A 12,495-nucleotide genomic window follows, 5' to 3' on the forward strand; every position below is an offset into this window, starting at 1 on the left:
TTTTTTTGTCTGCCGTTTTTCCAGTTTTCTTTTGTCGGGCACACTCAATTAACTGAAGCAGATTAGTTTTAGTCTGATTCCGAAACACTGATGGGTTGAACCCAGACTGCAAAGGAATCTTGCTGGATTCCATATTGCACCCTTGAGATGTTATTAATTCGTAAGCGTTCAAGCAGGGTATAGACTCCCCCTACTTATCGAGATCGGATTTTAACGGATTGGCCCCGAATTTCTCTTTCCAGATTCGTGGGATTAGCTCCCGGATATCTCGAGCCGGATGGTAACTGATGCGCTGAAGCACATCGACGAAGTACTTGTATGGATCAATGCCTGCAAGAAGACAACTGACGATTAACGTCTGAAACACGGCTACATTGACTGCCCCTTCTTCTGTCCAGCAAAAAAGCCAGTTCTTTCTCCCCATCGGGATACACCTGAGACTTCGCTCCAGGTGATTCGTATCAATGGCGACATCCGGATTATCCAGATAAAGCCGTAGCTCTTTTTCCCGTTTGTTCACGTAGCCAAGAGCCTTGCTCAATGGGTTGCTTTTCACCAGATTCAGGCGACGAAGTTGTTCTTTATGCCAGTTAAAGAACTGATCAACCAGTGGCTTGGCATTCTGTTGGCGGTATTCCTGCTTTGCTTCGCCTTGCAGCCCAGCTTTGCGGATTTCGTCTTCGACTTGATAGATCGCACCTATGCAGTCCAGCGCCTCTTTTGCGGCTTCTGGCTCGACCTCTTGTGACTTGACGAAGTACCTCCTGCTATGTGTCCAGCACTGGGCATGGATGATTTTGGGATATTTCATGCACAGGCGGTCGTATTCCGAATAACCATCGGTCAGCAAGACCCCCTTATACTCTTTCAGATAAGGTTCTACGACCCTGCCAGAACGATTGGTGGAGAAGGTAAAAGCTATCTCATTCTGGTCTCCGTAAAAACACCAGAAGTAGCCTCTTTGCATCTTGCCCTTGCTTTTACGGCCCGCTTTTCCGGGCGTTTCATCCAGAGTGAGGACACGACTTTCCAGACAGCTGTTGAGCACTTCGTCAGCGATGGGTTTGAGTAAGTGCCCGGCACGCTGCTCAAGATGTGTCAGGGTTCCACGGCTGATGGTAATACCACTGGACTCAAGTTTCTGATGCTGGCGGTAAAGCGGTGCGTGAAAGCGGTACTTCTCTACCAGCAGACCTGCGATAAAGCTGACATCGGCAAAGCTGCGATCAAATAATCCTGATGGTGCGGCTACCGTTGTTAGCGTCTGGCTGGGCTTATGGCGAACGACTTCGCGCTGATATTTCAGGATGACATAGCTGGCAGGGCGCTGCGCCAGCCGATAGGTGTACTTGTAGTCAATGATTTCGTACTGGTCTGCGTCTTCACCCTTCATTTCTGCAGCAGGCATCGGGATGAGTTCAATCGGTACATCTTCAGTAAAGCGCAGTCCCTGATCGGTCACACAGTCTTCAGGGCGATTCTTTTTCCGCCGTTCGTAAGTGATGGTTTCTGTGGGAGTTTCCTGCTCTTCAGGCTTGTCCTGAAGGATTTCTCCCAGCGCCAGCTGGTCCGGATTCTCAATCAGGCGCTTTTCGGATTTTTCACCAAATAGCTGTTGTTTAAACCAGGCCAGCTGATGTTTAAGAGAAGCTATTTCCTGATCACGCTCCGACAGCAAGACCAGGATCTGCTGGAGCAGGTCCTGGTCAGTGGTGCCGGGGGTCGAAACAGGTAATTTCATGGCGGTTAAAGATAGACCTTTGACTCTCCTTTTGTGTAACGGGACGGTTGATGTTTGTAGCGTTTATATTGCTGAACGCAGCGGGTATCAATGCCTTCAAGGATGAGCTTCAGATCTGTCCACGCCATTGTTTGCTTGATGGATTTGCCTGCATGAGTATGAAACTGACCCTGTTCCAGTCGTTTGCTCCAGATACAGTATCCACTGCGATCAAAATACAGCACCTTGCACTGGGTTTGTTTGCGGTTGATGAAGACAAACAGCTGGCCGCTGAGTGGGTCTTCTTCAAGTTTGTTTCTCACCAGGGCAGACAGGCCGTCGTAGGATTTACGCATGTCGGTGGGCCGGTTGTAGAGCCAGATCCGAACCTGAGATTCTGGAAAAAACATGATCAGCGACGCATACGAAGAATAACGCCACCGGGCAGCTCAAGTTCCAACTGCCAGTTTAAGCTGGCTGGAGGCTCAGTCAGCCCGTTTGGGACTTCAACCCATTCCGGGGCAGAAGCCTGAGCGATATCAAAGGAGTCAGTGTTGTTGTAATTCCTGAGTTTGCGTTTCCAGTTTGTGAATGTTGCCAGGCTTATGTTTTGAGTTTGGCAAAAAGCTTTCTGGCTCAAGCCACTGGCTATTTGCTGATCAATGATCTGTTGCCACTGCTCAGGGTTGAGACGGGTAAAGGGTTTTGTCAGTTGCTTCACGTTAGGTATCTCCTGCGTTGTTTGCAGGGGAAAGGCTGGCAGTCAGGTTGTGATTTTTGAAGACGTCCTCAAATGAGCGGTTACATTAATTCTAACATTTGTGTAATTGAGTAGATTGTTATAGATCAATATCATTCAGTACAAGTTCATTGAGGAAAGAACTATTACGGAATAAATACTCATAAATCTGTACAAATGGAGGTGTATATGCATTTAGGTACAATCGATTATTCTGATGTAGCGGGGCAGTATCAAGCGCCATTTCAAGCCACTTTAACAGAAAAAAATGAAGCAAGTCTTTCTGGTAAAAAAGTAGCTGTCGCTGCACCGTCTAATGAGGGCTCACATATGCCTTTAGGGGGTAAGGGATATGAGGGTCAGCCATTGCAAGCCAGAAAAACCAATCGAGCTCTGGCCGCATTATCAGCGATCGCGATGGGCGTTGCATCAGTGTTATACAAAATGCCGACTGCCGCTTCCGTTGGGGCTTTCACTTTGGGTAGCATTGGTGCCGGGCTTGGGGCGATAGCAGGGCCAGAAGGTCTATTTGTTGGGGGCGTTGCTGGCTCAGCTGTTGGATCTTTCATAGGATTAAGCGTGACAGCCTACTTTACCCCCTATGTGATCGCAAAGGTTTACAATGTGGTTCTGGAGGCAACGAATGACAATGGCTTTGAACGGTCAAAGCTTGCTGACAGGGTTGTGGCCTATTATGAGGGGGAAGCTTCAACATCAAAGGCATAAACCTGATGTGATCTGAACCATAAACCAAAAATCACTGTGACCACCGCAGTGATTTTTTTTATCCGCCGTTTTTCCAGTTTTCTTTTACTGGATGCACTTAAGCTAAAGCAGTTTTGTTTTAGCCTGATTCCGAAACGCTGATGGGTTGAACCGAGGATCCAAAGCAATCAATAAAAATATGAGCCTGACACTTCCAGAGAGCAGAATAGTAGGTGCCGGTCAACTGGACAGCTAGCCAAGTTAAGTTCTAACGTCCGATATAGCCTTAGCACTTTAGTGCTGTCGTACATATTTTTAGCGTGATCGTAAAGGCCAGGTGGGAAACTTGCTCAACACTCCTTAGCAGTTTTCCTTATCTCATTACTCGTTTTATTAGGTTATCATGCCGTCTTAACTACGCGTGCGGTGGCTGAAACAAGTGTCGAATTATTTTTCGTCCGGCACTTGTGTTGACTTTAAGTTTTGTGCTTAGTAGAATTCCGCGTCCTCTTTTGTCTGGGTGGCATTGTTCACCGGACTTAGTTCTTTATTGATAGATGGTTACAACAAGATGAGTCAAGCTCAGCAGATTCGCATTCGTTTGAAGGCTTTTGATCATCGTCTGATTGACCAGTCCACGCAGGAAATTGTTGATACTGCGAAGCGAACTGGTGCTCAGGTGCGTGGTCCAATCCCTCTGCCAACCCGAAAAGAACGTTTCACGGTTCTGATCTCTCCACACGTAAACAAAGATGCGCGTGATCAGTATGAGATTCGTACTCATAAACGTCTTCTCGACATTATTGAGCCCACCGAAAAGACCGTTGACGCACTGATGAAGCTAGACCTGGCAGCTGGCGTTGAAGTGCAAATCAGTCTCGGTTAATAGCGGCACGGGCAGCCATTCAGTGTGCACAAAACTTTTGTGTAACGCTCTGGAATGAGCGGCCATAGTGGGTGAAAGCCCCGTACACGAGAGAGGTTGAAATGACTATTGGATTAGTCGGTAAGAAGTGCGGTATGACCCGTATCTTCACAGAAGACGGTGCTTCTGTACCAGTCACTGTAATTGAGGTTGACCCTAACCGCATCACTCAGGTTAAAAGCCTGGATGTTGATGGTTACAGCGCAGTTCAGGTGACTACGGGTACTAAAAAAAGCAGCCGTGTTCGCAAGCCAGAGGCTGGCCACTTTGCGAAAGCAAAGGTAGAGGCTGGTCATGGTCTTTGGGAATTCCGTGTTGACGATTCTGCTTCTTACGAGCTGGGTCAGTTGATCGGAGTTGACCTGTTCGAGCAGGGTCAGAAAGTAGACGTAACTGGTCAGTCCAAAGGTAAGGGCTTCCAGGGTGGCGTAAAGCGTTGGAACTTCCATATGCAGGACGCTACACACGGTAACTCTCTGTCTCACCGTGCTCCTGGTTCCATCGGTCAGTGTCAGACCCCGGGTCGTGTCTTCAAGGGTAAGAAGATGGCTGGGCATATGGGTGCTGAGAAAGTGACTGTTCAGTCCCTGGAAATCGTTCGCGTTGATGCTGAACGTAACCTGCTGCTGGTAAAGGGTGCAGTGCCTGGTGCTACTGGTGCTGACGTTATCGTTAAAGCTGCAGTTAAAGCGCGCGCCTGAGGGGATTAGACGATGGAATTGAATGTAACAGGTGCTGGTACGGTTCAAGTCTCTGACGTGACCTTCGGTACTGAATTCAACGAAAGCCTGGTTCACCAGACTGTCGTTGCTTTCATGGCCGGTGCTCGTCAAGGTACCCGTGCTCAGAAAACCCGCAGCGAAGTAAGCGGCGGTGGACGTAAACCCTGGCGTCAAAAAGGTACTGGCCGTGCACGCGCCGGTACAATCCGTAGCCCACTGTGGCGCGGGGGCGGTAAATCTTTTGCTGCTAAACCACAGGATCACGCTCAAAAGCTGAACAAGAAAATGTATCGTGGTGCTCTGCGTTCTATCTTGTCTGAGCTGGTTCGTCAGGAACGTCTGGTGGTAGTTGAAAGCCTTGGTGCCGAAACGCCAAAGACCAAACTGATGGTAGCCAGACTGAAGGAGCTGAATGTCGAGAGGGGGCTGATTGTTTCTGATGAAGTAGATCAGAACCTGTATCTGGCGACTCGCAACATTCCCCATGTGGATACACGTGACGTACAAGGCGTTGACCCTGTCAGCCTGATCGCTCATGAGAAAGTCGTGATGACTGTAGCAGCCATCAAGAAATTCGAGGAGATGCTGGGATGAACCAGGAACGTATTTATAAAGTTCTGCTTGGTCCGCACATTTCCGAGAAGGCGACAGTGGTGGCTGAAGAGCATGGCCAGTACGTCTTCAAGGTAGCCAAGGACGCAACCAAGCTTGAAATCAAAAAAGCGGTAGAGCAACTGTTCGAAGTCAGCGTTGATGCTGTTCGTACAGTGGTTGTTAAAGGTAAGACCAAACGTACTCGTTTCGGTATGGGCAAGCGCTCAGACTGGAAAAAAGCGTACGTCAGTCTGGCGCAGGGTCAAGAGATTGACTTTGCCGACGCGGAATAAGGAGTTACAGGATGGCCGTAATTAAGTGCAAGCCGACTTCTCCGGGTCGTCGCTTTGTTGTCAAGGTTGTAAACCCTGACCTTCACAAGGGTCGCCCACACGCGCCTCTGGTGGAAAAGAAGAGCAAGTCTGGTGGTCGTAACAACGCTGGTCGCATCACTACCCGTCATCGTGGTGGTGGTCACAAGCAGCACTACCGTATCGTAGACTTTCGTCGCAACAAGGATGGCATCCCGGCTATCGTTGAGCGTCTGGAATACGATCCAAATCGTACCGCTCATATCGCCCTGCTGAAGTACATGGACGGTGAGCGTCGTTACATTATCGCACCTAAAGGTGTGAAAGCCGGTGACGAGCTTTACTCTGGTGTTGATGCTCCTATCAAGCCAGGCAACACACTGCCTCTGCGTAATATTCCGCAGGGTTCTGTAGTTCACTGTGTTGAGCTCAAGCCAGGTAAAGGTGCGCAGATGATGCGCAGTGCCGGTACTTCCGCTCAGGTCGTAGCGCGTGATGGTGCTTACGTAACCCTGCGTCTGCGTTCCGGTGAAATGCGTAAAGTACTGGCTGACTGTCGTGCAACTCTGGGTGAAGCCTCTAACAGCGAGCACAATCTGCGCTCTCTGGGTAAGGCGGGTGCCAAGCGTTGGAGAGGCGTGCGTCCGACCGTTCGTGGTGTTGCCATGAACCCGGTTGATCACCCACACGGTGGTGGTGAAGGTCGTACCTCCGGTGGTCGTCACCCAGTGACACCATGGGGTGTTCCGACCAAGGGTCGTAAGACTCGTTCCAACAAGCGTACGGATAAGATGATCGTACGTCGTCGCAGCGCGAAGTAAGCCTAGAGAGAGGATACGACAGTGCCACGTTCTTTGAAGAAAGGCCCATTTATCGACCTTCACCTGCTGAAGAAAGTCGAAGATGCGGTTGAAAGCGGCAACAAGCGTCCGATCAAGACCTGGTCACGCCGCTCAATGATCCTGCCAAACATGGTGGGTCTGACTATCGCCGTTCATAACGGTCGCCAGCATGTGCCTGTTTTCGTTAGCGAAGACATGGTAGGCCTCAAGCTGGGCGAGTTTGCTGCTACCCGCACCTACCGCGGTCACGCTGCAGACAAAAAGGCCAAGAAGCGCTAAGAGGGTAAGAAATGAAAGAAGTAGCTGCTATACATAAAGGCGCTCGCATTTCCGCCCAGAAAGCGCGCCTGGTTGCTGACCAGATCCGAGGCAAAGCTGTTGGTGAAGCCCTGGACCTGCTGGCATTCAGCCCTAAAAAGGCTGCAGAGCTGGTCAAGAAAGTGTTGGAATCTGCGATTGCTAACGCAGAGCACAACGAAGGCATGGATATCGATGAGCTGACAGTGTCTGCTATCTTCGTTGACGAAGGTATGACCATGAAGCGCATTCGTCCACGTGCCAAGGGCCGTGCTGATCGCATTCTTAAGCGGTCTTGCCATATCACGGTTAAGGTTGCAGAGGTCTAAGGAGCGATCACATGGGTCAGAAAGTACATCCAAATGGGATCCGACTGGGCATCGTAAAGCCCCACAGATCTGTATGGTTTGCTGAAGGTCAGCAATACGCTGACAAGCTGATTACAGATCTGGAAGTTCGTGATTTCCTGCAGAAGAAGCTGAAAAATGCTTCCGTAAGCCGCATCGACATCCAGCGTCCTGCTCAGAGCGCTCGCGTTACCATCTATACTGCCCGTCCAGGCATCGTAATTGGTAAAAAAGGCGAAGACGTTGAGAAGCTGCGCCAGGCTGTTACCAATATGATGGGCGTACCTGTTCACATCAACATTGAAGAAGTTCGCAAGCCCGAACTGGACGCAATGCTGGTTGCACAGTCCATCGCTGGTCAGCTGGAGCGTCGTGTAATGTTCCGTCGTGCCATGAAGCGTTCTGTACAGAATGCTATGCGTCTGGGCGCGAAGGGCATCAAGGTGCAAATCAGTGGTCGTCTCGGCGGCGCCGAGATTGCCCGTACCGAATGGTACCGTGAGGGTCGCGTACCTCTGCACACTCTGCGTGCAGACATCGATTACGCAACTTATGAAGCCCTGACTACCTACGGTATCCTGGGCGTTAAAGTATGGATCTTCAAAGGCGAAGTGATTGGCGGAATGGCAGCTGAAGCTGAAAAGCAGCCTAAAGAGCCAGCCAAACGTCCTAAGAAGAGACAGGCTAAGAAGTAAGGAGCGCGGTAATGTTACAGCCAAAGCGTACGAAATTTCGTAAGCAGCAAAAGGGTCGCAATCGCGGCCTGGCACACCGCGGCTCCACTGTTAGCTTCGGTGAATACGCATTGAAAGCAACAGGCCGTGGACGCATAACTGCTCGTCAGATCGAAGCAGCACGTCGTGCCATGACCCGTCACATCAAGCGTGGTGGTAAAATCTGGATTCGCGTCTTCCCTGACAAGCCGATCTCCAAGAAACCTCTCGAGGTTCGTATGGGTAAAGGTAAGGGTAGTGTCGAGTACTGGGTAGCACAGATCCAGCCGGGTCGTGTCCTGTACGAAATGGAAGGTGTGTCCGAAGAGCTGGCTCGCGAGGCATTTGCCCTGGCTGCAGCCAAGCTGCCAGTGGAAACTGCCTTCGTTAAGCGGAGCGTGATGTGATGAAAGCTGCTGAATTGCGTGAAAAAACGGTTGAACAGCTCAACGAAGAGCTGGTCACACTGCTGCGGGACCAGTTTAACTACCGCATGCAGAAAGCGACGGGTCAGCTGAGTCAGACTCATCTGCTGAAGCAGACCCGACGCGACATCGCCCGTATTAAGACGGCGTTGAATGAGAAGGCAGGTATTTAACAATGGCTGAAGACAAGAAAGTCCGTACTCTGACCGGTAAGGTTGTGAGTGACAAGATGGACAAGACCGTCACCGTTCTTATTGAGCGCCGTGTTAAACATCCGCTCTACGGTAAGATCGTTAAGCGGTCCACCAAGTTGCACGCTCACGACGAAAACAATGATTGCCGTATGGGCGACATTGTCACAATCAAGCAAACACGTCCTTTGTCTAAGTCCAAGACATTTGAACTGGTTTCCATTGATGAGCGTGCTACTCAAATATAAGGCCACGGTGCCCTGGGTCTGAGTGGAAGTGGCTGGCCTTGTGGTCGGCCAGTTGTACAACGACCGGCGGGTACCCGTCTGCAGTTTGGGCTTGGAGAATAAGCATGATCCAGACAGAATCTCAACTCGAAGTAGCCGATAACTCCGGCGCTCGTCGAGTACAGTGTATCAAGGTGTTGGGTGGATCCCACCGCCGCTACGCCCACATTGGCGACATCATCAAAGTCACCGTTAAGGAAGCGATTCCACGCGGTAAGGTCAAAAAAGGCCAGGTGATGAATGCCGTTGTTGTGCGTACCAAAAAAGGCGTTCGTCGTCCAGACGGTTCCGTAATCCGCTTCGATGGCAATGCTGCCGTTCTGCTGAACGCAAGCAATCAGCCAATCGGTACCCGTATCTTTGGGCCAGTGACTCGTGAACTGCGTGGTGAGCAGTTTATGAAGATCATTTCCCTGGCACCAGAAGTACTGTAAGGGAGCAGGAAATGAAAAAGATCCGTCGTGACGACGAAGTAATCGTCATTGCTGGCAAGGACAAAGGTAAGCGCGGCAAAGTGCAGACCGTTCGTGCCGATGGCAAACTGATTGTTTCTGGTATCAACATGATCAAGAAGCATCAGAAGCCTAACCCCACACTGGGCACCCCTGGTGGCATCGTTGAAAAAGAAGCTCCAATTCAGGCTTCCAACGTTGCAATCCTGAACACAGAAACCGACAAGGCTGACCGTGTTGGCATTGCTATCTCTGAAGATGGCAAGAAACAGCGCGTGTTCAAGTCTACCGGTCAACCGGTTGACGCGTAAGGGGTGGCATAATGGCAAACTTCAAGACTAAATATCGTGAAGAGATCCTGCCCAAGCTCAGAGAAGAGCTGGGCGTGAGCAACGTTCACGAAGTTCCTCGTATCACTAAAATCACCCTGAACATGGGTGTGGGTGAGGCGATCGGTGACAAGAAAGTCATCGAAAACGCTGTTGCTGACATGGAGAAAATCGCCGGTCAGAAAGCAGTCGTTACCAAGGCACGTAAATCCGTTGCAGGCTTCAAGGTTCGTGAAGGCTGGCCAATCGGTGTTAAAGTGACCCTGCGTGACGAACGTATGTACGAATTCCTGGAGCGTCTGGTTGACATTGCTCTGCCTCGTGTTCGTGACTTCCGTGGTATCAGCCCGAAGTCTTTCGACGGCCGTGGCAACTACAGCATGGGTGTCAAAGAGCAGATCATTTTCCCGGAAATCGATTACGATAAAGTCGACGCTCTGCGTGGTCTGGATATTACCCTGACTACCACAGCCAAGACTGACGACGAAGGCCGTGCACTGCTGAAAGCCTTCAACTTCCCGTTCCGTAACTGATTAAGGTACGAGCCCATGGCAAAAGTATCCATGAAGCAGCGGGAGTTGAAGCGTCAGCGCACCGTTGCCAAGTATGCAGAGAAGCGCGCTGCGCTGAAAGCGATCATCATCAGTCCTGACAGCTCAGAAGATGAGAAGTGGGACGCTCAGGTAGCACTGCAGAAGCAGCCACGTGATGCCAGCTCATCTCGTCTGCGTAATCGCTGTCGTGTAACAGGTCGGCCTCACGGCTACCTGCGTAAATTCGGCCTGAGCCGCATCAAGCTGCGTGAAGCGGCCATGCGTGGTGATGTTCCAGGTCTGGTTAAGGCCAGCTGGTAAGCGCGATTGATCTTCTGGAGAGATAGATAATGAGTATGCAGGACCCGTTAGCAGATATGCTAACTCGTATCCGTAATGCCCAAATGGCAGAACATGCATCTGTCGAAATGCCATCTTCCAAGGTAAAGGCTGCTGTAGCCAAAGTACTGAAGGAAGAAGGTTATATAACCGATGCACGTGTAGAAGGCGAAGTTCAGAAAACTCTGATCATCGACCTGAAATACTATGAAGGCAAACCTGTTATTGAAAACCTGAAGCGCGCTAGCCGTCCGGGTCTTCGTTCTTACGCAGGCAAAGAAGGTCTGCCCAAAGTGAAAGGCGGTCTTGGTATTGCCATTGTTTCTACCAACAAAGGTGTAATGACCGATCGTGCTGCCCGTGCAGCCGGTGTTGGTGGCGAAATTCTTTGCACCGTATTCTAAGGGAGGGGTCAGATGTCTCGAGTAGCAAAAAGCCCTGTAGAAGTCCCTGCCGGTGTTGAGATCAAGTTGAATGGTCAGCACATCTCCATCAAGGGTGGTAAAGGTCAACTGGAGCTGAGCATTCACTCCAACGTTGAAGTAAAGCAGGAAGAAAACGTCCTGACTTTCGAAGCCCGTGACGGTGCCAAGCACTCTCGTGCATTGGCTGGTACTACCCGTGCGCTGGTTAACAACATGGTGACCGGTGTGACCGCTGGTTTCGAAAAGAAACTGCAGCTGGTGGGTGTAGGTTATCGTGCGCAGGCCAAGGGCAAGAGCCTGAATCTGAACCTTGGCTTCTCTCATCCGGTTGACTACAGTTTGCCGGAAGGCGTCACTGCGGAAACTCCAAGCCAGACAGAGATCCTGATCAAGGGTATCGACAAGCAGCTGGTTGGACAGGTTGCAGCGGAAATCCGCGAATTCCGTCGCCCAGAGCCATACAAAGGCAAGGGTGTCCGCTACGCCGACGAACACGTTCGTCGTAAAGAAGCCAAGAAAAAGTAAGGTAAGGTGATCATGATTGATAAAAATTCTGCTCGCCTGCGTCGTGCCCGACGTGCACGGATGAAGATGCGTGAATTGGGCGCTAACCGTCTGAGCGTTCATCGCACACCGCGTCATATCTATGCGCAGGTGGTTGCCCCTGAGGGTGACAAGGTGCTGGCCTCTGCCTCCACCGTTGAGAAGGAGCTGCGTGGCGAAGCTACCGGTAACGTTGAAGCTGCTAAAAAAGTGGGCGCTCTGATTGCTGAGCGAGCTAAAGCTGCTGGTGTTGCCAAGGTCGCTTTCGACCGCTCCGGTTTTAAGTATCACGGTCGTGTTAAGGCTCTCGCCGATGCAGCCCGTGAAGCCGGTCTGGAATTCTGAGGGTAGGCATCATGGCGAAAGATGAGCGTAAACCGCAAAACAATGACGAAGGCCTGATCGAAAAACTGGTGCAGGTTAACCGTGTAGCCAAAGTGGTGAAAGGTGGCCGTATCTTCGGTTTCACAGCCCTGACCGTTGTTGGTGATGGTAAAGGTAAAGTAGGCTTCGGTCGTGGCAAGGCGCGTGAAGTGCCTGTCGCTATTCAGAAGGCTATGGAAGCTGCCCGTCGCAACATGATCCAGGTAGACCTGAACGGTGATACCCTGCAGTACCCTGTAAAAGCCCGTCACGGTGCTTCCAAGGTCTACATGCAGCCTGCTTCTGCAGGTACCGGTGTTATTGCCGGTGGTGCAATGCGTGCTGTTCTGGAAGTGGCTGGCGTACACAACGTACTGGCCAAGTGCTACGGTTCCACCAACCCTGTGAACGTTGTTAACGCAACCTTCAAGGGTCTGCGCGACATGCGTTCTCCTGATGACATTGCTGCCAAGCGTGGCAAGTCTGTTGAAGACATTCTGGGGTAAGTCATGGCTGAGAAGATCAAAGTGACGCTCGTAAAGAGCACTAACGGTCGCCTCGAAAGCCACAAGGCTTGCGTCCGTGGCCTGGGTCTGCGTCGCATCAACCACACGGTTGAAGTGGAAGATACTCCTTCCGTTCGCGGCATGATCAACAAGGTATCTTACCTCGTTAAGGTCGAAGGAGAATAAC

Annotated in this window: 24 protein-coding genes; 21 read left to right on the forward strand and 3 right to left on the reverse strand. The window is 50.9% G+C overall.

The features are described from left to right. Positions 1–190: 190 nt before the first annotated feature. From tnpC to tnpA, 3 genes are read right to left on the reverse strand one after another with little or no spacing between them, the layout of a single operon-like run. Positions 191–1,741, reverse strand: a complete 1,551-nt coding sequence (tnpC, locus tag ACOMG9_RS02030; protein WP_448215580.1) for an IS66 family transposase — start codon at positions 1,739–1,741, stop codon at positions 191–193. 5 nt (positions 1,742–1,746) lie between these two features. Next, a complete protein-coding gene (gene tnpB, locus ACOMG9_RS02035; protein ID WP_422452200.1) occupies positions 1,747–2,130 on the reverse strand; it encodes an IS66 family insertion sequence element accessory protein TnpB in 384 nt (127 codons plus the stop codon). Between the two features lie 2 nt (positions 2,131–2,132). Then, entirely contained in the window at positions 2,133–2,441 is a 309-nt protein-coding gene (gene tnpA, locus ACOMG9_RS02040) for an IS66 family insertion sequence element accessory protein TnpA (RefSeq protein ID WP_448215511.1), read from the reverse strand. 207 nt (positions 2,442–2,648) lie between these two features. Between tnpA and ACOMG9_RS02045 the strand changes: the two genes are divergently transcribed. The 21 genes from ACOMG9_RS02045 to rpmD all read left to right on the forward strand — a co-directional run bounded on the left by ACOMG9_RS02045 (position 2,649) and on the right by rpmD (position 12,494). Then, positions 2,649–3,185, forward strand: a complete 537-nt coding sequence (locus ACOMG9_RS02045; RefSeq protein WP_448215581.1) for a hypothetical protein — start codon at positions 2,649–2,651, stop codon at positions 3,183–3,185. A gap of 550 nt (positions 3,186–3,735) precedes the next feature. Beyond that, positions 3,736–4,050: a 30S ribosomal protein S10 gene (gene rpsJ, locus ACOMG9_RS02050; RefSeq protein WP_034841731.1), complete on the forward strand. Its 315-nt coding sequence runs from the start codon at positions 3,736–3,738 to the stop codon at positions 4,048–4,050. A gap of 101 nt (positions 4,051–4,151) precedes the next feature. Further along, positions 4,152–4,790, forward strand: a complete 639-nt coding sequence (rplC, locus tag ACOMG9_RS02055) for a 50S ribosomal protein L3 (protein WP_422136685.1) — start codon at positions 4,152–4,154, stop codon at positions 4,788–4,790. A 12-nt stretch (positions 4,791–4,802) separates the two neighbouring features. Further along, a complete protein-coding gene (gene rplD, locus ACOMG9_RS02060; protein WP_252177330.1) occupies positions 4,803–5,405 on the forward strand; it encodes a 50S ribosomal protein L4 in 603 nt (200 codons plus the stop codon). Continuing rightward, the gene (rplW, locus tag ACOMG9_RS02065; protein ID WP_422136686.1) at positions 5,402–5,698 is read left to right on the forward strand and encodes a 50S ribosomal protein L23; all 297 of its coding nucleotides are present in this window, start codon (positions 5,402–5,404) and stop codon (positions 5,696–5,698) included. Before rplD ends, rplW begins: the two co-directional genes overlap by 4 nt. Positions 5,699–5,709: 11 nt before the next feature. Beyond that, on the forward strand, positions 5,710–6,537 hold the full coding sequence (gene rplB, locus ACOMG9_RS02070) for a 50S ribosomal protein L2 (RefSeq protein ID WP_252177328.1): 828 nt from the start codon (positions 5,710–5,712) through the stop codon (positions 6,535–6,537). 21 nt (positions 6,538–6,558) lie between these two features. Continuing rightward, entirely contained in the window at positions 6,559–6,837 is a 279-nt protein-coding gene (gene rpsS, locus ACOMG9_RS02075; RefSeq protein WP_252177327.1) for a 30S ribosomal protein S19, read from the forward strand. A gap of 11 nt (positions 6,838–6,848) precedes the next feature. Continuing rightward, a complete protein-coding gene (gene rplV, locus ACOMG9_RS02080; RefSeq protein ID WP_448215582.1) occupies positions 6,849–7,184 on the forward strand; it encodes a 50S ribosomal protein L22 in 336 nt (111 codons plus the stop codon). 11 nt (positions 7,185–7,195) lie between these two features. Beyond that, positions 7,196–7,897, forward strand: coding sequence for a 30S ribosomal protein S3 (gene rpsC, locus ACOMG9_RS02085; RefSeq protein WP_422136688.1), 702 nt, complete (start codon positions 7,196–7,198; stop codon positions 7,895–7,897). Between the two features lie 11 nt (positions 7,898–7,908). Next, positions 7,909–8,322, forward strand: coding sequence for a 50S ribosomal protein L16 (gene rplP, locus ACOMG9_RS02090; protein WP_034841748.1), 414 nt, complete (start codon positions 7,909–7,911; stop codon positions 8,320–8,322). Then, complete coding sequence (rpmC, locus tag ACOMG9_RS02095) at positions 8,322–8,513, forward strand: 50S ribosomal protein L29 (RefSeq protein WP_252177324.1); 192 nt, start codon at positions 8,322–8,324, stop codon at positions 8,511–8,513. Before rplP ends, rpmC begins: the two co-directional genes overlap by 1 nt. Before the next feature lie 2 nt (positions 8,514–8,515). Continuing rightward, positions 8,516–8,779 (forward strand): 30S ribosomal protein S17, encoded by a 264-nt coding sequence (gene rpsQ / locus ACOMG9_RS02100; RefSeq protein WP_422136689.1) that lies wholly within the window; start codon positions 8,516–8,518, stop codon positions 8,777–8,779. A 104-nt stretch (positions 8,780–8,883) separates the two neighbouring features. Beyond that, complete coding sequence (rplN, locus tag ACOMG9_RS02105; protein ID WP_062268071.1) at positions 8,884–9,252, forward strand: 50S ribosomal protein L14; 369 nt, start codon at positions 8,884–8,886, stop codon at positions 9,250–9,252. Positions 9,253–9,263: 11 nt separating this feature from the next. Continuing rightward, positions 9,264–9,581: a 50S ribosomal protein L24 gene (rplX, locus tag ACOMG9_RS02110; protein WP_257253580.1), complete on the forward strand. Its 318-nt coding sequence runs from the start codon at positions 9,264–9,266 to the stop codon at positions 9,579–9,581. An 11-nt stretch (positions 9,582–9,592) separates the two neighbouring features. Next, positions 9,593–10,132 (forward strand): 50S ribosomal protein L5, encoded by a 540-nt coding sequence (rplE, locus tag ACOMG9_RS02115; protein ID WP_257253585.1) that lies wholly within the window; start codon positions 9,593–9,595, stop codon positions 10,130–10,132. A gap of 15 nt (positions 10,133–10,147) precedes the next feature. Next, complete coding sequence (gene rpsN / locus ACOMG9_RS02120; protein ID WP_422136690.1) at positions 10,148–10,453, forward strand: 30S ribosomal protein S14; 306 nt, start codon at positions 10,148–10,150, stop codon at positions 10,451–10,453. Positions 10,454–10,482: 29 nt separating this feature from the next. After that, positions 10,483–10,875 (forward strand): 30S ribosomal protein S8, encoded by a 393-nt coding sequence (rpsH, locus tag ACOMG9_RS02125; RefSeq protein WP_422136691.1) that lies wholly within the window; start codon positions 10,483–10,485, stop codon positions 10,873–10,875. A 12-nt stretch (positions 10,876–10,887) separates the two neighbouring features. Beyond that, positions 10,888–11,421 (forward strand): 50S ribosomal protein L6, encoded by a 534-nt coding sequence (gene rplF, locus ACOMG9_RS02130; RefSeq protein WP_422136692.1) that lies wholly within the window; start codon positions 10,888–10,890, stop codon positions 11,419–11,421. A gap of 12 nt (positions 11,422–11,433) precedes the next feature. Then, positions 11,434–11,784 carry a 50S ribosomal protein L18 gene (gene rplR / locus ACOMG9_RS02135; RefSeq protein ID WP_257253596.1) on the forward strand — a complete coding sequence of 117 codons (351 nt, stop codon included), beginning with the start codon at positions 11,434–11,436 and terminating at the stop codon, positions 11,782–11,784. A gap of 11 nt (positions 11,785–11,795) precedes the next feature. Next, entirely contained in the window at positions 11,796–12,308 is a 513-nt protein-coding gene (gene rpsE / locus ACOMG9_RS02140; RefSeq protein ID WP_252177316.1) for a 30S ribosomal protein S5, read from the forward strand. 3 nt (positions 12,309–12,311) lie between these two features. Continuing rightward, the gene (rpmD, locus tag ACOMG9_RS02145) at positions 12,312–12,494 is read left to right on the forward strand and encodes a 50S ribosomal protein L30 (RefSeq protein WP_252177315.1); all 183 of its coding nucleotides are present in this window, start codon (positions 12,312–12,314) and stop codon (positions 12,492–12,494) included. Position 12,495: the final 1 nt, after the last annotated feature.

The organism is Endozoicomonas sp. PH6C (assembly GCF_059322965.1).

Bases quoted from the DNA above. Each gene is read 5' to 3' on its own strand.
- tnpC (WP_448215580.1), bottom strand. From the start codon at position 1,741: ATGAAATTACCTGTTTCGACCCCCGGCACCACTGACCAGGACCTGCTC.
- tnpB (WP_422452200.1), bottom strand. From the start codon at position 2,130: ATGTTTTTTCCAGAATCTCAGGTTCGGATCTGGCTCTACAACCGGCCC.
- ACOMG9_RS02045 (WP_448215581.1), top strand. From the start codon at position 2,649: ATGCATTTAGGTACAATCGATTATTCTGATGTAGCGGGGCAGTATCAA.
- rpsJ (WP_034841731.1), top strand. From the start codon at position 3,736: ATGAGTCAAGCTCAGCAGATTCGCATTCGTTTGAAGGCTTTTGATCAT.
- rplC (WP_422136685.1), top strand. From the start codon at position 4,152: ATGACTATTGGATTAGTCGGTAAGAAGTGCGGTATGACCCGTATCTTC.
- rplD (WP_252177330.1), top strand. From the start codon at position 4,803: ATGGAATTGAATGTAACAGGTGCTGGTACGGTTCAAGTCTCTGACGTG.
- rplW (WP_422136686.1), top strand. From the start codon at position 5,402: ATGAACCAGGAACGTATTTATAAAGTTCTGCTTGGTCCGCACATTTCC.
- rplB (WP_252177328.1), top strand. From the start codon at position 5,710: ATGGCCGTAATTAAGTGCAAGCCGACTTCTCCGGGTCGTCGCTTTGTT.
- rplV (WP_448215582.1), top strand. From the start codon at position 6,849: ATGAAAGAAGTAGCTGCTATACATAAAGGCGCTCGCATTTCCGCCCAG.
- rpsC (WP_422136688.1), top strand. From the start codon at position 7,196: ATGGGTCAGAAAGTACATCCAAATGGGATCCGACTGGGCATCGTAAAG.
- rplP (WP_034841748.1), top strand. From the start codon at position 7,909: ATGTTACAGCCAAAGCGTACGAAATTTCGTAAGCAGCAAAAGGGTCGC.
- rpmC (WP_252177324.1), top strand. From the start codon at position 8,322: ATGAAAGCTGCTGAATTGCGTGAAAAAACGGTTGAACAGCTCAACGAA.
- rpsQ (WP_422136689.1), top strand. From the start codon at position 8,516: ATGGCTGAAGACAAGAAAGTCCGTACTCTGACCGGTAAGGTTGTGAGT.
- rplN (WP_062268071.1), top strand. From the start codon at position 8,884: ATGATCCAGACAGAATCTCAACTCGAAGTAGCCGATAACTCCGGCGCT.
- rplX (WP_257253580.1), top strand. From the start codon at position 9,264: ATGAAAAAGATCCGTCGTGACGACGAAGTAATCGTCATTGCTGGCAAG.
- rplE (WP_257253585.1), top strand. From the start codon at position 9,593: ATGGCAAACTTCAAGACTAAATATCGTGAAGAGATCCTGCCCAAGCTC.
- rpsN (WP_422136690.1), top strand. From the start codon at position 10,148: ATGGCAAAAGTATCCATGAAGCAGCGGGAGTTGAAGCGTCAGCGCACC.
- rpsH (WP_422136691.1), top strand. From the start codon at position 10,483: ATGAGTATGCAGGACCCGTTAGCAGATATGCTAACTCGTATCCGTAAT.
- rplF (WP_422136692.1), top strand. From the start codon at position 10,888: ATGTCTCGAGTAGCAAAAAGCCCTGTAGAAGTCCCTGCCGGTGTTGAG.
- rplR (WP_257253596.1), top strand. From the start codon at position 11,434: ATGATTGATAAAAATTCTGCTCGCCTGCGTCGTGCCCGACGTGCACGG.
- rpsE (WP_252177316.1), top strand. From the start codon at position 11,796: ATGGCGAAAGATGAGCGTAAACCGCAAAACAATGACGAAGGCCTGATC.
- rpmD (WP_252177315.1), top strand. From the start codon at position 12,312: ATGGCTGAGAAGATCAAAGTGACGCTCGTAAAGAGCACTAACGGTCGC.